22 protein-coding genes are annotated in these 18,982 nt (G+C 72.3%); 8 read left to right on the top strand and 14 right to left on the bottom strand.

Features of this window, described 5'->3' with window-relative positions; translation table 11 throughout:
- Window positions 1-56: 56 nt before the first annotated feature.
- Window positions 57-1,394: a peptidoglycan DD-metalloendopeptidase family protein gene (locus J2X60_RS08340; protein WP_309778316.1), complete on the top strand. Its 1,338-nt coding sequence runs from the start codon at window positions 57-59 to the stop codon at window positions 1,392-1,394.
- Here J2X60_RS08340 and J2X60_RS08335 read toward each other — a convergent pair.
- From J2X60_RS08335 to J2X60_RS08310, 6 genes are read right to left on the bottom strand one after another with little or no spacing between them, the layout of a single operon-like run.
- Window positions 1,391-2,260, bottom strand: a complete 870-nt coding sequence (locus J2X60_RS08335) for an aminoglycoside 3'-phosphotransferase (RefSeq protein ID WP_309887068.1) — start codon at window positions 2,258-2,260, stop codon at window positions 1,391-1,393. The genes J2X60_RS08340 and J2X60_RS08335 overlap by 4 nt on opposite strands.
- A 7-nt stretch (window positions 2,261-2,267) precedes the next feature.
- Window positions 2,268-2,861 carry a hypothetical protein gene (locus tag J2X60_RS08330; protein WP_309778312.1) on the bottom strand — a complete coding sequence of 198 codons (594 nt, stop codon included), beginning with the start codon at window positions 2,859-2,861 and terminating at the stop codon, window positions 2,268-2,270.
- Complete coding sequence (locus J2X60_RS08325) at window positions 2,858-3,466, bottom strand: hypothetical protein (RefSeq protein WP_309778310.1); 609 nt, start codon at window positions 3,464-3,466, stop codon at window positions 2,858-2,860. The genes J2X60_RS08330 and J2X60_RS08325 overlap by 4 nt, the downstream gene beginning before the upstream one ends.
- Window positions 3,463-3,831 carry a hypothetical protein gene (locus tag J2X60_RS08320; protein ID WP_071294428.1) on the bottom strand — a complete coding sequence of 123 codons (369 nt, stop codon included), beginning with the start codon at window positions 3,829-3,831 and terminating at the stop codon, window positions 3,463-3,465. The genes J2X60_RS08325 and J2X60_RS08320 overlap by 4 nt, the downstream gene beginning before the upstream one ends.
- Window positions 3,828-4,019 carry a hypothetical protein gene (locus J2X60_RS08315; protein WP_070417057.1) on the bottom strand — a complete coding sequence of 64 codons (192 nt, stop codon included), beginning with the start codon at window positions 4,017-4,019 and terminating at the stop codon, window positions 3,828-3,830. Before J2X60_RS08315 ends, J2X60_RS08320 begins: the two co-directional genes overlap by 4 nt.
- Window positions 4,016-4,462 carry an Asp23/Gls24 family envelope stress response protein gene (locus J2X60_RS08310; RefSeq protein WP_070419251.1) on the bottom strand — a complete coding sequence of 149 codons (447 nt, stop codon included), beginning with the start codon at window positions 4,460-4,462 and terminating at the stop codon, window positions 4,016-4,018. Before J2X60_RS08310 ends, J2X60_RS08315 begins: the two co-directional genes overlap by 4 nt.
- 142 nt (window positions 4,463-4,604) lie before the next feature.
- Between J2X60_RS08310 and J2X60_RS08305 the strand changes: the two genes are divergently transcribed.
- Both J2X60_RS08305 and J2X60_RS08300 read left to right on the top strand, forming a co-directional pair.
- Entirely contained in the window at window positions 4,605-5,441 is an 837-nt protein-coding gene (locus J2X60_RS08305; RefSeq protein WP_309778307.1) for an exodeoxyribonuclease III, read from the top strand.
- Window positions 5,442-5,537: 96 nt separating this feature from the next.
- The gene (locus tag J2X60_RS08300) at window positions 5,538-5,795 is read left to right on the top strand and encodes a hypothetical protein (RefSeq protein WP_070417059.1); all 258 of its coding nucleotides are present in this window, start codon (window positions 5,538-5,540) and stop codon (window positions 5,793-5,795) included.
- Between the two features lie 4 nt (window positions 5,796-5,799).
- Here J2X60_RS08300 and J2X60_RS08295 read toward each other — a convergent pair whose 3' ends face one another.
- Together J2X60_RS08295 and J2X60_RS08290 are read right to left on the bottom strand one after the other, a co-directional pair.
- Entirely contained in the window at window positions 5,800-6,207 is a 408-nt protein-coding gene (locus tag J2X60_RS08295; protein ID WP_071294427.1) for an aldehyde dehydrogenase, read from the bottom strand.
- Between the two features lie 62 nt (window positions 6,208-6,269).
- Window positions 6,270-7,193, bottom strand: coding sequence for an AEC family transporter (locus J2X60_RS08290; protein WP_071294426.1), 924 nt, complete (start codon window positions 7,191-7,193; stop codon window positions 6,270-6,272).
- A 73-nt stretch (window positions 7,194-7,266) separates the two neighbouring features.
- On the opposite strand from J2X60_RS08290, the gene J2X60_RS08285 reads away from it, so the two are divergent.
- From J2X60_RS08285 to J2X60_RS08275, 3 genes are all read left to right on the top strand, one after another.
- Entirely contained in the window at window positions 7,267-7,863 is a 597-nt protein-coding gene (locus J2X60_RS08285) for a nitroreductase family protein (protein ID WP_070417061.1), read from the top strand.
- 79 nt (window positions 7,864-7,942) lie between these two features.
- Window positions 7,943-8,377 (top strand): acyl-CoA thioesterase, encoded by a 435-nt coding sequence (locus J2X60_RS08280; RefSeq protein WP_083295084.1) that lies wholly within the window; start codon window positions 7,943-7,945, stop codon window positions 8,375-8,377.
- Between the two features lie 80 nt (window positions 8,378-8,457).
- Window positions 8,458-9,216, top strand: a complete 759-nt coding sequence (locus J2X60_RS08275; protein ID WP_071294424.1) for an HAD-IIB family hydrolase — start codon at window positions 8,458-8,460, stop codon at window positions 9,214-9,216.
- 32 nt (window positions 9,217-9,248) lie between these two features.
- Here J2X60_RS08275 and J2X60_RS08270 read toward each other — a convergent pair whose 3' ends face one another.
- Together J2X60_RS08270 and J2X60_RS08265 are read right to left on the bottom strand one after the other, a co-directional pair.
- Window positions 9,249-9,872: a phosphoribosylanthranilate isomerase gene (locus tag J2X60_RS08270; protein ID WP_309887067.1), complete on the bottom strand. Its 624-nt coding sequence runs from the start codon at window positions 9,870-9,872 to the stop codon at window positions 9,249-9,251.
- 76 nt (window positions 9,873-9,948) lie between these two features.
- Window positions 9,949-11,001: a serine/threonine-protein kinase gene (locus J2X60_RS08265; protein WP_309887066.1), complete on the bottom strand. Its 1,053-nt coding sequence runs from the start codon at window positions 10,999-11,001 to the stop codon at window positions 9,949-9,951.
- Between the two features lie 199 nt (window positions 11,002-11,200).
- Between J2X60_RS08265 and J2X60_RS08260 the strand changes: the two genes are divergently transcribed.
- The gene (locus J2X60_RS08260; RefSeq protein WP_070417065.1) at window positions 11,201-11,404 is read left to right on the top strand and encodes a DUF2945 domain-containing protein; all 204 of its coding nucleotides are present in this window, start codon (window positions 11,201-11,203) and stop codon (window positions 11,402-11,404) included.
- Window positions 11,405-11,408: 4 nt separating this feature from the next.
- Here the strand turns inward: J2X60_RS08260 and J2X60_RS08255 are convergent, their stop codons facing one another.
- Window positions 11,409-12,158, bottom strand: a complete 750-nt coding sequence (locus J2X60_RS08255; protein WP_254791854.1) for a DedA family protein — start codon at window positions 12,156-12,158, stop codon at window positions 11,409-11,411.
- Window positions 12,159-12,209: 51 nt separating this feature from the next.
- On the bottom strand, window positions 12,210-13,352 hold the full coding sequence (locus J2X60_RS08250; protein ID WP_229085366.1) for an ROK family transcriptional regulator: 1,143 nt from the start codon (window positions 13,350-13,352) through the stop codon (window positions 12,210-12,212).
- Window positions 13,353-13,388: 36 nt separating this feature from the next.
- On the opposite strand from J2X60_RS08250, the gene J2X60_RS08245 reads away from it, so the two are divergent.
- Complete coding sequence (locus J2X60_RS08245; protein ID WP_309887065.1) at window positions 13,389-15,101, top strand: beta-N-acetylhexosaminidase; 1,713 nt, start codon at window positions 13,389-13,391, stop codon at window positions 15,099-15,101.
- A 46-nt stretch (window positions 15,102-15,147) separates the two neighbouring features.
- Here J2X60_RS08245 and J2X60_RS08240 read toward each other — a convergent pair whose 3' ends face one another.
- Window positions 15,148-16,704, bottom strand: a complete 1,557-nt coding sequence (locus J2X60_RS08240) for a hypothetical protein (protein WP_309887064.1) — start codon at window positions 16,702-16,704, stop codon at window positions 15,148-15,150.
- A 102-nt stretch (window positions 16,705-16,806) separates the two neighbouring features.
- Window positions 16,807-18,954, bottom strand: a complete 2,148-nt coding sequence (locus J2X60_RS08235; protein ID WP_309887063.1) for a fructose-specific PTS transporter subunit EIIC — start codon at window positions 18,952-18,954, stop codon at window positions 16,807-16,809.
- Window positions 18,955-18,982: the final 28 nt, after the last annotated feature.

The raw sequence follows: 18,982 nt of genomic DNA, 5'->3' as shown, positions 1-18,982 counted from the left end.
CCACAGCCGCGCGGCGACGGCCGATCGTGCCTGAACGGATGTATAGGCTCGTGCCCGTGACTCGTCCCACCAGCCACTCCCGTCCCCGTGCCACCGTCCGACTCCGTCTCGCCGCCACCGGCCTCGCGCTCGCGGGCCTCGTCGGCACGGTGGTGTTCGACGCGCCGGTGGCGAGCGCGGCGACCTACCCCTCGTGGGACGAGGTCATGGCCGCGCGCGGGCAGGAGTCCGACAAGCAGGACCAGATCACCGAGATCCGCGGCATCATCTCCGGGCTGTCGAGCAAGGTGAAAGCGGCCGAGGCCGAGGCCGAGCGCCTCGGCACCGAGTTCTTCGATGCGCAGAGCAAGGCGCAGGACGCTGCGGAGAAGGAACAGCGGCTCCGCGCCGACGCCGACGACCACGCCGAGGTCGCCGAGCAGAGCGCCGCCCAGGCGGGGCAGTTCGCCGCCCAGATGGCCCGGTCCGGGGGCGCCGACGTCACCGCGTCCGTGATCTCCGGCGGCCAGGACGCCAGCGACCTGCTCTACAACCTCGGTGCGCTGAGCAAGCTCTCCGAGCAGGCCGAACGCGTCGAGGCCGCAGCCACCGCCGACGCCGCCGTCGCCCGGTCCCTCACCGCTCAGGCCGACCGTGCGTCCGAGGCGCTCGACGACCTCGCTGCCGAGGCCGAGCGCCGCATGCAGGCCTCCCAGGCCGCGGCGGACAAGGTGCAGGCCGCCTACGACGAGCAGCAGACCAACAAGGCACGGCTCGACGCCCAGCTCGCGACGCTGACCTCCGGCCGGGTCCGGACCGAGGCCGAGTTCGCCAAGGGCGAGGCCGTGCGCAAGGCGGCGGAGGAGAAGGCCGCGCGCGAGGCCTACCTCCGGGCCATCGCCGCCCAGAACGCCGCGAACGCGGCCAACGCCGGCAGCGGCGGCGGGGGTGGCGGTACCGGCAGCAGCGGCTCGGGTTCCAGCGGTTCGCCGGGGTCCGGCTCGGGGACCGGGTGGGTCCGTCCGGCCAGCGGGTACGTGATCAGCCCCTACGGGTACCGCGTGCACCCGATCTACGGCACCGTGATCAAGCACGACGGCGCCGACCTCGCGAGCGGGTGCTCGACGCCCATCGTCGCGGCGGCCGCCGGCACGGTCGACTACGCCGGCTGGTACGGCGGGTACGGCAACTACGTCCGGATCAGCCACGGCGGCGGGGTCCAGACGGCCTACGGGCACATCGTGAACGGCGGGTTCCGGGTGAGCCCCGGCCAGCAGGTGTCGGCCGGGCAGCTGATCGCGCTCGTCGGCTCCACCGGCAACTCGACCGGCTGCCACACGCACTTCGAGGTCCACGTGAACGGCGCCACGGTCGACCCGGTGCCGTTCATGCAGGCGCGGGGCGTGGCCTTCTAGCCGTCCCGTCGGGCATCCGGTCCGGCGCTCGTCCCGTCGGCGGTCTCCGTGCCGGACGCGATCTCCGTGCCGGACGCGGTCTCGATGCCGGACGCGGTCTCGATGCCGTCGTCGTCCAGGTTCCACAGCGCCCGGTACCAGGCCGTCCGCTCCTCGTCGACGGGCAGCCCGTACGCCTCGTGGAAGAGTCCGTCCCACCCGGGGCCGTAGTTCCACCCGAGCGCCATCGTCGCCACGCCCAGGTCCGCCCAGCGGTCGGCGATGCCGAGGGCGTCGAGGTCGACGTGCCCGGCGAACCGACCGTCCGCGCCGATCAGGGTGTTCGGCGTGCACGGGTCGCCGTGGCACACCACCACGCGGTCCACGGGCGGCTCCGGACCGAGCGCCTCGGGGTCGGCGCCGGCAGCGCGGGCCCGTCCGGCCCGCTGCACGGTGGACCACTCGAACGGGCAGTCGAGCACGGGCAGGGTGTCGTGCAGCGTCCGCAGTCCCTCGCCGGCCGCGATCACGGCCGTGCGCGGTTCGTCGTGCCACCGCGGGTCGACCGCGCTCCACCCCGGCAGCGCGCGGGTGCGGAGCCAGGCCCCCTCGTCGTCGACCCCGTGGTCGAGGAGTTCCGGGACCCGCGCGTACCGAGAGGCCCAGGTCAAGCGTGCGGCCTCGCCGACGATCCAGGGCGCATAGGCGTGCGGGAGCACCTTGACGTACTCCTCCGCCAGGCCGTCCGCACCGATGCGGAACGTCCGGCCGCCGATCTCGTTGACCCACACGGCCTGCACCGGACGACCCCGTGCAACGCGACGGACGACTGCGGGCACCGCGACGCCATCCCGCGCACGGGACAGTCCGTCGATCGAGCGCGGCATGCCGACCTCAGTGCACCCGGTCCGTGCGGCCGGAGCCCGCGCCACCCCGGGCGATCTCGAGCAGGACCGGCAGACGGTCCCCGAGCAGGGCGTCCAGGTCGGCGACGATGTCCTCCACCCCGGTCGTGATGTCGCGCGGCGAGGCTCCGCGACGGGGTCGGACGCGGATCCGGATCGCCCGGCCGCCCCGGACCCGGAACACGTCGACCGCGAGCGAGCCCACCTGCGGCATGGCACCGATCGCCGACGACAGCGCGTGCTGCACCGCGGCGGCGTCGATCCGGACCGAACCGGCGACCCCGCCGGCGGACCCGTCGTCCTCGACCACGGTGCCGACCCGACCGCCACCGAGCGTCGACAGCACCACGATCGCCAGGACCCCGAGCACCACCGCGCCGCCGAGGACCCAGGTCCACGCCGTCACCGAGGTCTCGCGCGGGGCATCCGCGCCGAGGGCGTCGAGCACGCCGGCACGCTCGTGCCACGCCGTGGCCGCCCACGGCAGCGTCTGGACGAGGATCGCCCCGACGCCGAGCACGAGCAGCGCGAGTCCGACCAGCACGAGCGCCGTCCGTCCGACGACGCGGTTCGTCGCGTTCATCCGTCCACCCGTCCGGTCGGCTGCACGCGGACCCGCGCGGTGACGCCGGGCTGCGCGTCGATCGCGGCGAACTCCGCGGTCACGGCTTCGGTCGCGGCGACCGCGGGGACGTCGGCACCCGCAGGCGGGCGGAGCACGACGTCGACGGTCCGACGGCCGACGGTGCCGACGGCCGCGTCCTGACCGAGCCGGGTGGCCGACCGAGCGGCCCGCGCGGCGGCCGATGCGAGCACCTCGTCGTCGATGACCACAGCGAGCCGCGACGACGACATCGCGTGCCGGGGGCGACGCTGCGGCAGGAGGCCCTGCGCGAGGAACACGAGACCGGCCAGCGCGACGATCGCCGCGATGCCGACCACGACGGTGGCGTCGAGCCCGCGGGGCGCCCGGGCGGCGGCGTCCACGACCGCGCGGGGATCGACACCGAGCGCACGCTGGTCGAGGAACACGAGTGCGGCGGCGAACACGGCGGCCGCGGCGAGCACGAGGGTGACGAGCATCGCGACGACGACCGCTCCCGACCGCGAGGCGTTCGTCTCGCGGCGGACGATCCGGCGGTACACCCGGTCGTGGGTCGGGCCGGCCGGCAGGGAACGCTCGGTCACCGGACCCTCCTCGGGGTGTCGACGACGGACGACGAGAACGTCACGGTCACCCGTTCGACCTGTCGGCCGGTGATGGTGCGGAGCCGCTCGGCGATCGTGCCGCGGGCGCGGTGCGCCGAGGTGGTGACGGGTTCGTCGGGGACCGCGTGGCTCCCCAGCACGGGGACGGCGAGCGGGGCGGTGATCTCGACCGCCAGCCCACCGCGACCGTCGTCCGCGACCCGGGCACGCGCCTCCTGGAACGGCACCCGGAGCGCTTCCGCAGCGACCGCCTGCGCGGTGTGCACGAGGGCTGCCGAACCGATCCGGTCGGAGCCGGGGACCCGTCCGCCGCTGCCGGGACCGGCGACGGCGGGCGTGCTCACGACGAGCTCCGGCGTCCGCGCAGCACGTCGAGGAGTCGTCGCACGTCGACGTCGCCGGTGACGATGCGGGCGACGATCCCACCCACGAGCATGCAGACGGCCACCACGACGAACGCCCAGGCCCCGAGCGTCACGGCGACGATCGCGAGCAGTGCGCCGACACCCATGCCGACGACGGTGGCGTTCACCGGACGCGGCCCTCGGCGTCGTCGGCGACACCGTTGAGGGCGGGGATGTTCACGTCGTTGATGGCGATGTTGACCTCGGTGACCTCGAGCCCGACGAGCTCGGTGACCGCGGTCGTGACGGCCGCGCGCACCGCGGTGGCGACGTCCATCATCGGCGTCGGGTAGTCCACGACGATCGTCAGGTCGACCGCGACCTGCGTCTCGCCGACCTCGACGCGGACGCCCTGGCCGAGCGCGCTCGAGCCGATCGCGTCACGGATCGCGCCGAACGCCCGGGCCGCGTTGCCGCCGAGCGCGAAGACGCCGGGGACGTCCCGGGCGGCGATGCCGGCGACTTTCGCGACGACCGTGTCGTCGATGATCGTCCGGCCCTTGGTGGTGACCTGCGTCGTCGTGGTGCCGGTCGTCGCGGTCCCGTCGACGCGGTTCGTCGTCGATGCCATGAGTGCCTCCGATGCAGTCTCGTCCTGGTGTCCAGCGAACACCATCGTGCCGTGCTCCGCCCGGGAGCACGGCCCGGCACGCGGAGCCCGCCGGGCCGGCGCACGGAGCTTCGCCGGGCCGGCGCACGGTAGGTTCGGACCCATGCGCGTGGCGACCTGGAACGTGAACTCCGTCCGCACCCGAGTGGGTCGGATCGTCGACTGGCTGGTGCGCGAGGACGTCGACGTCCTCGGCATGCAGGAGATCAAGTGCAAGCCGGAGCAGTTCCCGGTCGAGGCGTTCGAGGCCGCCGGGTACCAGGTCGAGGCGCACGGCCTGAACCAGTGGAACGGGGTGGCCTTCGCCAGCCGACTCCCGCTCGAGGACGTCACCCGCGACTTCCCCGGCCAGCCCGGGTTCCTCAAGGGGCACGAGGGCCCCGACCTCCCGGTGGAGGCCCGCGCCCTCGGTGTCACGGTCGACGGCGTCCGCCTGTGGAGCCTCTACGTGCCGAACGGGCGCGAGGTCGGCGACCCGCACTACACGTACAAGCTCGACTGGCTCGGGCAGTTGGCCGACCGCACCTCGGAGTGGCTCACCGCGCACCCCGAGCAGCCGCTCGCGCTGATGGGCGACTGGAACGTGGCGCCGCTCGACTCCGACGTGTGGGACGTCTCGGTCTTCGAGGGGCACACGCACGTCACCGAACCCGAGCGCGCGGCCTTCCGGGAGTTCGAGGCGCGGGGCCTGCAGGACGTCGTCCGCCCGATCGTGCCGGACGGCTACACCTACTGGGACTACAAGCAGCTGCGCTTCCCCCGCAACGAGGGCATGCGCATCGACTTCATCATGGGCTCGCAGGCGTTCTCGGACGTCGTGACGGACGCCCGCATCCACCGCGACGAGCGCAAGGGCGACGCGCCGAGCGACCACGTCCCGGTGTCGGTCGACCTCGACCTCGAGACCTCGCTCGACGACGACCGGCCGATGATCTTCTGACGCCTTCTGTTACTCCCCGCGTCCGCCCTCGTTGAGCGGGGCGGACCCAGCGACGTACGTTGCCTGCACCGAACCCCTTCGAGAGCAGGTGAAGCCATGTCCCGCACGACCCCGTCGACGATCCTTCCGATCCAGCGCGTCATGGCCGACGCCACGCCCCGTGCCTGGAGGGACGGCATCGTCGTCGAGACACGCCCCGCCGACGTGGTGGTCGCGTTCCTCGACGGCGGCGTGACGCAGCTGCGGGTGGCGGACGCCGACACGCTCGTGTCGGTCGGCGACCCGGTCGCCCACCACCCGGCCGCGGAGATCCTCAGCGCCGGCGGTCGGAAGACCACCGCGCGCACCGCGTGACGCGTCAGGCGGTCATCGAGGCCATCATCGCCTCGCACTTCGCGACCATCTCGTCGCACGCCATCGCGCAGTAGCGGCACGACTCGTCCATGTCCGCGTGGCTGCGGCACTCGGCGGCACACGCCGTGCCCATCGCGACGCAGGCCGTGAGCATCGCGCGCATGCTGTCGGCGTCCATGCCCATCGGACGCATCATCATCCGCATGCCGGTGTCGGCCATCATCGCCGTGTTCGAGCACATCGCGGCACACGTGGCCATGTCGGCACCCATCTGCATGTCGCTCGCGGAGCACATCGTCGCGGCCATCGACGCGGCGTTCATCGCCATCATCGTGTCCTGCATGAGCTCAGCGTCCATCGCCACGGGCATCTCGCTCGTGGACATGGTCTTCATCATCGCCATGGTGTCCATCGGGGACCTCCTCTTCCGTTCGGTGGCGCCCACGGTACGCGCCGCCCCGATGCGTCACGCGGCTACGGGTGCAGGAGCGCGGCGACCGCGACCAGCACCGGCACGGAACCGATCGTCGAGATGAGCACCACGTCCCGCGCGACCGGCACCGCCGCCCCGTACCGCTGCGCGTAGTTGAAGACGTTCTGCGCCGCCGGCAGCGCCCCGAGGGTCGTGAGCACGAAGACGTCCTGGTCCCCCAGCCCGAACACGAACCGGGCGAACACGAACGCCACGGCCGGCATCACGACGAGCTTGATCGCCGACGCCACGATGACGTCCGTCCGGATCGCCGGGTCGCGGAGCGGGGTCGCACCGTGCAGGCTCATCCCGAACGACAGGAGGACCACGGGCACGGCGGCCGCGCCGACCAGCGAGAACGGCTCGAGCACGGGCGTCGGCAGGTCGATGCCCGTCGCCGAGAAGACCAGGCCCACGAGCGAGGCGATGATGATCGGGTTCCGGAACGGCCCCGAGACCCGGCGCCACCAGCTCCCGCCCGCCGAGGTCGCGGTGTCCAGGATCGTCAGCGCGATCGGCGCGAGCACGATGAGCTGCAGCAGGATGACCGGCACGACCGCGGTGGCCTGGCCGAGGACGTACACGGCGACCGGCAACCCGATGTTGTTCGCGTTGACGTAGCTCGCGGCGAGCGCCCCGACCGTCGTGGTCGCGAGCGGCCGGCGCAGGACGACCCGGAAGACCACGCCGGCGCCGATGGCCACCACGACCGCGCTGAGCAGGGACACCCAGAGCATCGGGGACAGCAGGACGTGGATGTCCGCCGTGGCGATCGTGTGGAAGAGCAGGCAGGGCATGAGCACGAAGAACGCGAGTCGGCTCATCACGAACTGGGCGTGCTGGCCGAGCAGTCCGATGCGTCCGACGACGTACCCGGCGGCGATGATCGCGCCGATGATCGCGAACCCGGTCAACACGCCACCCATCGGCTCCATCCTTGCACCATGTGACGTTGCTCAGGCCGGAAATGCGAACGCATCGAATACCGTTGTGCCCACCATGACCTCGACGAACTCCAGCACGCTCACGCGTTCGACCGACTCCAGCCAGCCCCTCGTCCCCCTGCTCGAGGAGCGGTGGAGCCCCCGTTCCTACGACGAGACCGCGACGATCGACGACGCGGCGTACGACGCGGTCCTCGAAGCCGCTCGCTGGGCCCCGTCGGCCATGAACTTCCAGCCGCGCCGCTTCATCGCCGGCCGCCGTGGCACCGAGACGTTCCGGAAGATCAACGAGAACCTGCTCGGGTTCAACGCCGCCTGGGCCTTCCGTGCCAGCGCCCTGGTCGTCGGCGTGCTCGAGACGGTGACCGAGGACGGCGACGAGCGTCCCTTCGCCCAGTACGACCTCGGCCAGTCCCTGGCGGCCCTGACCGTCCAGGCGCACGCCGAGGGCCTGCACGTGCACCAGATGGCGGGCATCGACGCCGAGGGTCTCCGTGCCGCATTCGACCTGCCGGAGCGGTTCCTGCCCTACACGGTCACCGCGATCGGCACCGTGGCGGACCCGTCGCAGCTCGACGACAAGGCTGCTGAGCGCGAGGTCGCCCCACGCACCCGTCTCCCCCTCGACGAGGTCGTCCTCGTCAAGGAGTAGTCCTGCACCACCGCACGCGGCCGCATCCCCACCGGGGTGCGGCCGCTGCCGTGTGCGGCGGGGCGTAGCATGTACTGACATGCAGCACGACGCGAACACCCCCGGCCCCGAGATGAACTTCTACACCCGCAAGTGGGTCCGTCCGGAGGACCTCAACGCCAACGGCACCCTGTTCGGCGGCAGCCTCCTCCGCTGGATCGACGAGGAAGCCGCCGTCTACGCGATCATCCAGCTCGGCAACGGCAAGGTCGTCACGAAGTACATGTCCGAGATCGTGTTCGTGTCGTCCGCGCGCGAGGGCGACATCGTCGAGATCGGTCTCGTCGCCACCCGCTTCGGCCGCACCTCGCTGACGATGCGGGCCGAGGCACGGAACCTCTTCACGCACCGCAGCATCCTCACCATCGACGAGGTCGTGTTCGTCAACCTCGACGAGGACGGCTCCCCGGCGCCGCACGGCTACACCGACATCACGTACGACCGCGACCGGGTGCCCGCCACGCACCGCGCGTGACACCGCAGACATCACGCAGCGCCGTCCGGGCAGGGCATCGCACCCGGCATGTGATCGGGGGCCTCTGGCAGGATCGGGGCATGACCACGCCCCGCCTCGTCGCCTTCGACCTGGACGACACCCTCGCCCCCTCGAAGTCCGCGCTCGACCCCCGGATGCTCGAGACCTTCGCGTCCCTGCTCGAGGTCGTGCCGGTCGCGGTGATCTCCGGCGGCAACTTCCAGCAGTTCGAGCAGCAGCTGGTCGCACCCCTGCGGCGTCGCGACGGGCTCGTGCTCGACGACCTGCACCTCCTGCCGACCTGCGGCACCGCCTACTACCGGTGGACCGGCGACGACTGGGCGCTCCAGTACGCCGAGGACCTCACCGACGAGCAGAAGGCGCGCGCCCTGGCCGCGGTCGAGGCCGAGGCAAAGGCAGCCGGCTTCTGGGAGTCCGAGACGTGGGGACCCATCCTCGAGGACCGCGGTTCCCAGATCACGTTCTCCGCGCTCGGCCAGTCCGCTCCGGTGGACGTGAAGAAGCAGTGGGACCCGACGGGCGCGAAGAAGGACGAGCTCCGTCGGCGCGTCCAGGCCGAGCTGCCCGACCTCGAGGTCCGTTCCGGTGGCTCGACGAGCGTCGACATCACCCGCAAGGGCATCGACAAGGCGTACGGCATGCAGCGCCTGGCCGAGATCACGAGCGTCGCGCTCGACGACATGCTGTTCGTCGGCGACCGCCTCGACCCCGAGGGCAACGACTACCCGGTGAAGGCCCTCGGCGTCCCCTGCCACGCGGTCGAGGGCTGGGAGGACACCGACGCGTTCCTCACGGAGCTGATCCCCACCCTGCGCTGACGCGCCGACGGACGGGAGGCGCGGCGAACCGCTCAGGGGATGCTGCGGACCGCCTCGACGAACGCCCGGATCTTCGCCTCGTCCTTCACGCCGCGCTCGGACTCGACACCGCTCGACACGTCCACGCCGTCCGGGTCGAGCGACTCGATCGCCGCGACCACGTTGGCCGGCGCCAGCCCGCCCGCGAGGATCCACGCTTCGTCGACCTTCCCCGTGATCGAGGCGGGGTCGATGAGCCGCCCACTGCCCGGCACCGCGGCGTCGAGCAGGAGCAGGTCGTGGTCGTACGACGCGCGCTGTTCCGGCGTCTCGGCCAGGTAGTCCTCGGCCGCGACCGCCCGGATCGTGAAGAACCCGGCGTCGCGGGCGCGCGCGAAGTCCGTGGCCGACTCGCCGCCGTGCAGCTGCAACGTGGTGAGCCCCACGGCCGAGGCGATGCCGACGACCTCGTCGATCTCCTGGTCACGGAAGACCCCGACCGCGTCGATGCCGTCCGGCACCCGCTCGACGAGCTCCTTCGCGAGGTCCGCCGTCACGGTCCGGGGGCTGCCGGCGGCGAAGACGAACCCGACCGCGTCCGCACCCGCGTCGATGGCGGCGTCCACGGTCGCAGGGGTCGACAGTCCGCAGATCTTGATCCATCGCTGGTCGGTCATGCCGTCCATCCTGCCAGGGACCCCGGAGGTGCGGAGCGGCCGCCGGTGCGGGGTGCGCGGCGGCCGTGCGACCGGCCTAGTGCAGGGTGCCGGCGACGTAGGACGCCCCGCAGGCGACCAGGACGCCGAAGGCCGCGAACGACCCGACGAGCACGTTCCGCCGGCGCCAGCGCCGCACGGTGACGAACGTCCCGCGCCGGGCGTGCCGGTGCGCGGCGCGGTGCAGGCGGTGGTCGCGCTTGTGCTTCACGCGCTGCGGCCCCAGCGGCACCGGGCCGGTTATCTGGGCCGAACCACCGCGCAGGGCGTTCGCGATCGCCACCGCGGTCGGGCGGCGGTCGGGGTCGCGCGCGGTCATCTTCGCGAGGAGGTCCCGCCACTCCGGCGCGATGCCGTCCGGGATCTCGGGGTCGTGGCGGAGCCGTGCGAGTGCCGCCTCGATGAGGGTGCCGGAGTACTCCTGCTTGCCGGTCAGGGCCTCGAGCAGCACCAGTCCGAGCGAGTAGACGTCGGTGGCGAAGCCGATCGGCTCCCCGGCGACCTGCTCGGGGCTGAGGTACGCGGCCGTGCCGATGATCGTGCCGTCGTTCGTCAGGCGCGAGCCGTCGACGAAGTGGGCGACGCCGAAGTCGGTGAGCTTCACGGTGCGCGCGAAGCCCGACGATCCCTCGTCGCTGATGAGGATGTTCGCCGGCTTGACGTCGCGGTGGACGATGCCGCGCGAGTGCACGTACGCCAGCGCGTCGGCCAGCTGGGCGCCGAGGTCGGCCACCTCGTAGTTGTGCAGGGCGCCCCCGGCGAGCCGGCGCAGGAGCGTCGTGTCCGCGATGAGCTCCATCACGATGTACCGGTGCGGACCGTCCTCGAAGTCATGGGTGCCGGCGTCGTACAGCGGGATGAGCCCCGGGTGCGACAGCATGCTGAGCAGCCGGATCTCGCGCTCTTGGCGGACCCGGTCGGCCGTGGTCATCGACTCGGGCGTGGCGAAGAGCTTCACGGCGACGGCACGGTAGGTGTGCTCGTCACGTGCTTCGTAGACGGATCCCATGCCGCCCGTGCCGATGAGCTTCACGAGTCGGTAGCGGCCCGAGAGGACCGTGTCCGACCGTGTGTCGTTCAGCAGGGTCATGGCTGATGTCGTTCCGTTCAGAGCCCGGTGTTCCGCGGCAGTTGCCGACGTGGTGGCTCATCCACTACGGTACGCGTCCGAGTAGTGATCCGCGCGGACGTTATGACATCGTGATCGGCCTACTTCCCTGTGTTCATGCGGATGCATCGGGGTACAGTCCGACGTCCGAACAGGTGAGCGATCACGCAAGGAGGACACCATGGCGCTGTCGAAGGGCGACACCGTGCACTGGAACACGTCGCAGGGGAAGACGACCGGCACGCTCGTGCAGAAGCGGGTCTCGGACTTCGAGTTCGACGGCCAGTCGTTCAAGCCGAGCGACGACGACCCGTACTGGATCGTCGAGTCGGAGAAGTCCGGCAAGCGCGCCGCCCACAAGGAGTCGGCGCTGACGAAGGCGTGAGCGCTCAGTCGCCGGCGGGCTCGGCGCGACGACGGCCTCGGGCAGCCACTGCGCCGTGCTCGGTGCGCTGGTTCCGCTCGGCCCGGACGCGTCGGACCCGTCGGACGACGAACGTCACCACGACGACGGCGATCGCCACGTAGAGGACCCGGTCGATCCACTCGGTGTACTGCTCGACCTTGTCGTACTGGGTCCCGAAGGCCGCTCCGAGCAGCACCAGGGCGCTGTTCCAGATCCCGCTCGCGATGATCGTGAACACCGAGAACGTCCCGAGGTGCATCCGGTCCGCTCCGGCCGGCAGCGAGATGAGGCTGCGGACGATCGGCACGAACCGGCCGAAGAAGACCGCGCTCTTGCCGTGCCGGTGGAACCAGTCCGCCGCCTTGCGGAAGTCGTCCTCGTCGACGAGGGGCAGCTTGCCGAGCCAGCGCGTCGTCCGCTCGAAGCCGATGACGGCGCCGAGCCAGTACAGCACCAGTGCGCCGAGGTAGGAGCCGAGCGTCGCGAGCAGCAGGACGAGCACGAGGTTCATCCGGCCGGCACCCGCCAGGAACCCGGCCAACGGCAGGATCACCTCGGACGGGATCGGCGGGAAGACCGTCTCGACGAAGAGCATCAGCGCGACGCCCCACTCCCCCAGGGCGTCGATGAGCTGCAGCACGAGGCCGGAGAGCCCGCCCATCTCGGGGTCCGCGGCGGAGTCGCCGGCGGCGACGGTCATGGTGTGGGCAGGCGCAGCCACGGCAGTCGTCATCCGTCGATGGTGCCTGAGTGCCCTGTCAGGACCCGGCACGCAGCCTGGACGTCAGCCGAGTCCCATGTGCGTCGTCCGGACGTGGGTCAGGGAACGGGCGAGGGCGCCGCGGGCCACGGCGTCGCGGCCGACCGTCGACGGGACGATCTCGACGGGGTGCCGGAGCTGCGGCGTGACGATCTCGGTCAGGGCCTCGCAGAACACCGGGGCCGCCGGCAGGACCTCGCCCCCGACGACGACCACCTCGGGGTCGATCGTCGCGATGAGCTGCACGACCCCGGGCGCGACGTCCGCGGCGAGCGCCCGCACGGCCGCGGCGGCGTCCGGGTCGCCCTGCCCGGCCGACGCCATGACGGACTCGACGTCCGTACCGGGGGCGATCCGCGCCTCCAGTCGGGCGGGTGCGTCGGGCCAGCCGGTCGACGCCAGGCCGCCCATCTCGCCTGCCGCCCCGCGCGCACCGCGTGCGAGGGACCCGTCGACCAGGTAGGCCGCGCCGATCTGGCGACCCATCACCAGGTACAGGCCGTCCTGCACGCCGCGGAAGCGTCCCCACATCGCCTCGGCGGTGGCGGCGAGCTTGGCGTCGTTGTCGAAGAACGTGGTGGCCGTGGGGAACAGGTCGCCGATCCGGCCAGGGACCCGTCGCTCGACCCACTGCGGGACCGCGACGGTGTAGTCGATCTCGCCGGAACGGTCCACGACGGCCGGGACCCCGAAGGTGGCGGCGAGGAGCCGCGACGGGTCGGTGCCCTCGACCAGACGACGGACGACGTCCTGCACGCTCTCCCACGCCTGCTCGGCGGAGGCGAGGTCGGTGTAGACCTCCTCGACCCGGGCGAGCTGCCGACCGCGGAGGTCCGAGCGGAGCCCCACGATGCCGTGCAGCCCGAGGTCGACCCCGAGCACCGACCCGGCGCCGGCGTCCGCGCGGAAACGCTTCGCGCGGCGACCCGCCTTGTTCGGCGTGGCGATCGCCTCGGCCTCGGTGACCCACCCCTCGTCGACGAGGTCGGCCAGCGCTGCCTCGACCGTGGGGCGCGACAGGCCCACGGTCTGCCCGAGCTCGGTGACGGTGTGCGAGCCGTCGTCACGGAAGAGCTCCGCGAGGAGCGCACGCGAGTTGATGAGTCGGAGCATCCCCGGTGTGCTGCCGACGACACCGTTCGGAAGCGTTGACACGGTCTCGTCCACGGCCATAGCCTCCATATTACGAAAGATCATTGAGGAATGGTGGACTCCGACATGCTCATCCCACGGCCGCGCCGCACCGAACCGGGTGCCGGCGCCTTCGCGATCACCCCGTCGACCCGCATCGCCGCAGACGCCGCGAGCGAGTCGGTCCGACTGTACCTGCAGCAGACCCTGCGGGGGTCGACCGGGCTGCCGGTGCGCGACGCCGACGACGCGGCCGGGATCGACACCGCGCGCACGGACGTGATCGCACTCCGTGTCGCCGACGACGACACGCTCCCCACCGGACCGGCCGGTGACCGCTCCGAGTCGTTCCGGCTGCGGGTCACGGCCGACCGGGTCGAGATCACCGGCGGGGGTCCGGCGGGCGTCTTCTACGGCGTCCAGGCGCTCCTGCAGTCGCTACCGGCCGACGTCTACCGCAAGGGCCGGGTCGGCACCTGTCCGTGGACGGTCCCGGCGGTCACCGTCGAGGACGCCCCGGCGTTCGCCTGGCGCGGCGTCATGCTCGACGTCGCCCGGCACTTCCGCACCAAGCACGAGGTCATGCGGGTGATCGACCAGCTCGCCGCGCACCGGCTCAACCGACTGCACTTCCACCTCACCGAGGACCAGGGGTGGCGCATCGAGATCCGGAAGTACCCGCGCCTGACCGAGGTCGGCTCGTGGCGGAAGGAGTCGCAGGTCGGGGCGCACGTGCCGGACGCCGACGGGGTGCTGCACCCGGCGGCGTTCGACGGCCGTCCGCACGGCGGCTACTACACGCAGGACGACATCCGCGAGATCGTCGCCTACGCGGCCGACCGGTTCGTCACCGTCGTCCCCGAGATCGAGACGCCCGGGCACGTCCGCGCCGCCCTCGCCGCCTACCCGTCGCTCGGCGTCTCGGGCGAGCCGATCGACGTGTGGACGGAGTGGGGCATCGCCGAGGACGTCCTCAACGCCGAGGAGTCCACGATCGCCTTCTTCCAGGACGTCCTCGACGAGGTCATCGCACTGTTCCCCTCCGAGTACATCGGCGTCGGCGGCGACGAGTGCCCCAAGGTCCAGTGGGAGGACGACCCCCGCACGCAGGAACGCATCCGCGAGCTCGGCCTCGACGACGAGGAGCAGCTCCAGGCGTGGATCATCGGCCGGCTCGCCTCCCACGTCGAGTCGCACGGGCGGCGGGCGTTCGGGTGGGACGAGATCCTCGAGGGCGGCACGCTCTCGAAGTCCGCGACCGTGCTCTCGTGGCGTGGGCTCACCGGCGCCCGGACCGCGGCGAAGCGGGGCCACGACGTGATCTCCGCCCCGGACGACCAGGTGTACCTCGACTACCGGCAGAGCGACCTCGAGACCGAGCCCATCCCGGTGTCGATCGTCCTGTCCGTCGACGACGTGTTCGCCTTCGACCCGGTGCCGGCGGACCTCACCGACGCCGAGCGCGCCCACGTGATCGGTGGCCAGGGCAACATGTGGACCGAGCACGTGGACACCGCCCGCAAGCTCGACTACCAGCTCTTCCCGCGGGTCGCCGCCCTCGCCGAGGCGCTCTGGTCGGCCGACGTCGCCGGGCCGCGCGACGTCGCCGAGTTCCGGGGGCGGCTCGCCGAGCACCTCGCTCGGCTCGAGGCGATGGGGATCGAGTACCGGCACGACGCCGGGCCGTTCCCCTGGGAGCAGCGGCCGGGGGTGCCGGGGCGGCCGCACTCGCGCGAGGAGCGTGCGGCCTACATCGACGCGGTCACGGCCAACATCGCCGAGTAGCCGAGCAGGCGCGCGGGGGCGGTCCGTCGTCCTTCCGCGTGGTCGCTCAGCCGAAGGTGGGCACCGGACGGTCCTGCACGACCTCGTGCCCGACGTCCGAGGTCCTCGCCCCGGTGACGACCGCGCAGCTCATCGACAGGCTCCAGAACGAGGTGGGCTCCTGCCGCGTCGGTGGCCCCGGGGTGTCCTGCTGCGTCTGCGGCGCGCTCCGGATCCGGATCGCGCGGTCGGCCGGCAGCGTCCGGCAGGCCTCGCGGGCGGCTGCCACGGCGGCGGTGTAGCGCGGGCCGTCGGTGCGCAGGACCGGCCCCCACGGCCGGAACTGCACGAGCACGAGCACGAGCAGGGCCACGGCCACGGTCGACCGCAGGGCCACGCCGAGTGTGGGACGGCGCGCGGTGGGCCGGGGACGCAGCGACCGTCGCGACGGATCGGTGGACACCCGCTCCGCCGCCCCGGCGTCGACCGACGTGCGGCTCCGGCGCCGGGGTGTCACGAGCGCCAGGACGACGAGCACGAGTCCGGCAGCGGCGGGGAACATCCCGTACCGACTCACCCACGCGTACCGGAGGAACTCCGGCGACATGCCGGCGTAGGCGTAGGCGGGCTTCGGGTTGAGCACGACCGCGGCGCACCAGAGCACGACGGCGGACAGCGCGAGGACGACGGCGAGGGTCCGCTGCGGGCGGTCGCCGCGGACGAGCACCCAGACGAACGCGACGACGAAGGGCACCACGAAGAGCAGCCCCGCCCAGGGTCCGACGGTCGCGAGGACCTCGCCAGACGCGGCCCGCGAGAGGAAGGTCGACATCCCGGCGTTCAGCCCGAACCCGTCCACGAGCGACGCGAGGTCGATCGTCGCGCGCCCCACCTGTCCGCGGTGCCGGTCCGAGCCGAGCCAGACGGCGAGCTGCAGACCGGCTCCGACGAGGAAGGCGGCCGTGACGGGCCAGGTCCGACGAGCCCGCAGCCCGAGGACGAGCAGCGGCGCGAACACGATCGCCTGGGTCTCGGTCAGGGCGCCGAGCAGGGTCATGGCGGCCAACGCGACACTCGACCACCAGCTGCGCGGCCGGTACAGGAGCACGAACGGCATCATCCAGAGGAAGTACGCGTGCACGTTCGCCAGGTTGCCGAGGACCTCGTTCGTCGCGATCGGGACGAGCACCACCGCGAGCGCGATCCCCACCCGGGCGGCGAGCGCGGCGGCCGGCGTCAGTCGCGCGGTCAGGTCCCGGGTGCAGACGAAGACCACCGTCGCGACGAGGCCCGTCCCGACCACGGCACCGAACGCGATGCCGGTCGCCCAGCCCTCGACCGGCAGCACGTGCTGCACGATGCCCGCCACGATCCGCGGGTACTGGTGCAGGTACCCCGCGTAGCTGCGGGTGAGCGTCCCGAGCGTGCCGTACTGCACGCCCTCGCCGAGGAACGTCCGACCGTCCTCGGCCCACAGCACGTCGCGCACCGCTGCCGGCATCCGCGACCAGGCGAGGACCACCGCGAGGACGAACACCCCGACGGCGCCGACCCGCTCCGGGCGACCACCGGCACGGGAGCCACCGTCGCGCGGCGGCGCGTCAGGGGCGGCTGCTGCTCGCATCGGATCCGTTCGTCTCTGGGGCGCCGACCAGCGTACTGGGCCGTGACGGACGGGAGGCACGGTGCCAGCTGGCACCGTGCCTCCCGTCCGTCGTGACGTCGGCTACGCGGCGACCGGCGCGCGCTGACCGACGGTCTCGGCCGCGACCGCGGCCTCGCTGCCCGCGGCGGCCTCGTCGACCGGACGACGCCGCACCCACTTCTTCAGCCCGACGAGCACGAGCGCCGACACCACGGTGCCCGCGAGGATCGCGACGATGAACATCGCGACGTCGCCGATGGCGAAGAACACGAAGATCCCACCGTGCGGCGCCCGCGAGGTCACACCGGCCGCCATCGAGATCGCACCCGTCACCGCGGCCCCGACCATCGACGCCGGGATGACGCGCAGCGGGTCGGCGGCGGCGAACGGGATCGCGCCCTCGGAGATGAAGGACGCTCCGAGCAGCCAGGCGGCCTTGCCGTTCTCGCGCTCGGGCTTCGTGAACCCCTTGCGGTAGAGCACGGTCGAGGCGAGCGCCAGGGCCAGCGGCGGGACCATGCCCGCGGCCATCACGGCCGCCATGATCTCGAACGGGACGACGTTCGTCGCGGATCCGGCGCCGAGGCCGGCGACCGCGAACGCGTACGCCACCTTGTTGACCGGGCCACCGAGGTCGAACGCCATCATCAGGCCGAGGATGATGCCGAGCAGGATCGCCGAGGCACCGGACAGCGAGTTGAGGAACTCGGTCAGCTGCGTCATGAGCCAGGCGATCGGGCCGCCGAGCACGAGCAGCATGAGGCCGGAGGCGATGATCGAGGCGAAGAGCGGGATGATCACGACGGGCATCAGGCCACGCAGCCACCGCCAGGTCGGGATCCGGCCGATCCAGTAGGCGGCGGCACCGGCGATGAGACCACCGATCAGGCCACCGAGGAACCCGGCGTTCATGAAGACGGCGATCGAACCCGCGACGAAGCCGGGCGCGATGCCGGGTCGGTCGGCCATGGCGTAGGCGATGTACCCGGCGAGCGCCGCCACCAGGAACCCGAGCGACACGCCACCGATCTGGAACGCGGCGGCACCGAGGTAGTACGCCAGACCCTCCGGCGGCAGGTTCAGGAGCGTGTAGTTCGTCAGCGTGTAGACCGCGTTGTTCTGCCCCGAGTCACCGTGGGTCAGCGCGATGCCGTAGCCGGCGAGCAGGAAGCCGAGCGCGATGAGGAGTCCGCCCCCCGCGACGAACGGGATCATGTAGCTCACACCGGTGAGCAGCCAGCGCTTGAGCGCCTGCCCGAAGTGCTCGTCCTTGGCGGTGCTCGAGCCGGCCTCGGCGGCGTTGCCGTGCACACGTGCGGCGTTGGGGTCGTCGGCGGCTCGGAGGGCCTCGGCGATCATCTTGTCCGGCTCGTCGACACCGCGCTTGACCGGGCCGGCCACGAGGGGCTTGCCGGCGAAGCGGCCGCGGTCGCGGACGTCCACGTCGACCGCGAAGACCACGGCGTCGGCGCGGGCGATGAGCGCCGGGTCGAGCGGCTCGACCTGCGAGGACCCCTGCGTCTCGACGTGCATCTCGGCACCCGCACGCTGGGCCGCGGCGACGAGGGCGTCGGCTGCCATGTAGGTGTGCGCGATGCCGGTCGGGCACGCGGTGACGCCGACGAGCACCTTGCGTGCTCCGGCGGTGGACCCGGCCGCGTCGCCGTCCGCGGCGTGCGTGGCGGCGGCGGGTCGCGCCTCCTGGCCGGTGGCGGTCGCACTGGAGGCGCTGCTCGCGGTGCCGACGCCGGCCTGCGCGACCTCGCCGCTCACCTCGCGGTCGACGAGGTCCACGATCTCCTGCGGGGTGGCGGCGGCGCGGAGGGCGGCGGTGAAGTCCTCGCGGATGAGCGCACGGGCCAGGGTCGAGAGGACCGTGAGGTGGTCCTTGTCGGCCCCCTCGGGCACGGCGATCATGAAGACGATGTCGGCGTCGCCGTCCGGGGCGCCGAACGACACCGTCCGGGCGAGGCGGCTCATCGCCAGGGTCGGCTCGGAGACCGACGCGGACCGGGCGTGCGGGATCGCGATGCCACCGGGGACGCCGGTGCCGACGCTGGCCTCGCGCTTGATCGCGTCAGCGGCGAGGGACGCCCCGTCCGCCGCGCGGCCGGTGGCGGCGACGCGGTCGGCGAGGACGCGGATGACGTCGCTCGAGGTGGCGCCGAGGTCCTCGTCGAGACCGACGAGCTGGACGCTGATGAGGCGTGGACTCGTGTTGACGGACATGGGTTGCTCCTTTGCAATGGCGCTGGGG

The sequence above is a fragment of the Curtobacterium sp. 320 genome, assembly GCF_031455235.1.
Taxonomy (GTDB): Bacteria; Actinomycetota; Actinomycetes; order Actinomycetales; family Microbacteriaceae; genus Curtobacterium.
Note: the sequence above shows the minus strand (reverse complement) of the source record. Positions and strands in the feature narration are given on the sequence as shown.

Bases quoted from the DNA above. Each gene is read 5' to 3' on its own strand.
- J2X60_RS08335 (WP_309887068.1), bottom strand. From the start codon at position 2,260: ATGCCGCGCTCGATCGACGGACTGTCCCGTGCGCGGGATGGCGTCGCG.
- J2X60_RS08330 (WP_309778312.1), bottom strand. From the start codon at position 2,861: ATGAACGCGACGAACCGCGTCGTCGGACGGACGGCGCTCGTGCTGGTC.
- J2X60_RS08310 (WP_070419251.1), bottom strand. From the start codon at position 4,462: ATGGCATCGACGACGAACCGCGTCGACGGGACCGCGACGACCGGCACC.
- J2X60_RS08305 (WP_309778307.1), top strand. From the start codon at position 4,605: ATGCGCGTGGCGACCTGGAACGTGAACTCCGTCCGCACCCGAGTGGGT.
- J2X60_RS08300 (WP_070417059.1), top strand. From the start codon at position 5,538: ATGTCCCGCACGACCCCGTCGACGATCCTTCCGATCCAGCGCGTCATG.
- J2X60_RS08295 (WP_071294427.1), bottom strand. From the start codon at position 6,207: ATGGACACCATGGCGATGATGAAGACCATGTCCACGAGCGAGATGCCC.
- J2X60_RS08290 (WP_071294426.1), bottom strand. From the start codon at position 7,193: ATGGGTGGCGTGTTGACCGGGTTCGCGATCATCGGCGCGATCATCGCC.
- J2X60_RS08285 (WP_070417061.1), top strand. From the start codon at position 7,267: ATGACCTCGACGAACTCCAGCACGCTCACGCGTTCGACCGACTCCAGC.
- J2X60_RS08280 (WP_083295084.1), top strand. From the start codon at position 7,943: ATGCAGCACGACGCGAACACCCCCGGCCCCGAGATGAACTTCTACACC.
- J2X60_RS08275 (WP_071294424.1), top strand. From the start codon at position 8,458: ATGACCACGCCCCGCCTCGTCGCCTTCGACCTGGACGACACCCTCGCC.
- J2X60_RS08270 (WP_309887067.1), bottom strand. From the start codon at position 9,872: ATGACCGACCAGCGATGGATCAAGATCTGCGGACTGTCGACCCCTGCG.
- J2X60_RS08265 (WP_309887066.1), bottom strand. From the start codon at position 11,001: ATGACCCTGCTGAACGACACACGGTCGGACACGGTCCTCTCGGGCCGC.
- J2X60_RS08260 (WP_070417065.1), top strand. From the start codon at position 11,201: ATGGCGCTGTCGAAGGGCGACACCGTGCACTGGAACACGTCGCAGGGG.
- J2X60_RS08255 (WP_254791854.1), bottom strand. From the start codon at position 12,158: ATGACGACTGCCGTGGCTGCGCCTGCCCACACCATGACCGTCGCCGCC.
- J2X60_RS08245 (WP_309887065.1), top strand. From the start codon at position 13,389: ATGGTGGACTCCGACATGCTCATCCCACGGCCGCGCCGCACCGAACCG.
- J2X60_RS08240 (WP_309887064.1), bottom strand. From the start codon at position 16,704: ATGCGAGCAGCAGCCGCCCCTGACGCGCCGCCGCGCGACGGTGGCTCC.
- J2X60_RS08235 (WP_309887063.1), bottom strand. From the start codon at position 18,954: ATGTCCGTCAACACGAGTCCACGCCTCATCAGCGTCCAGCTCGTCGGT.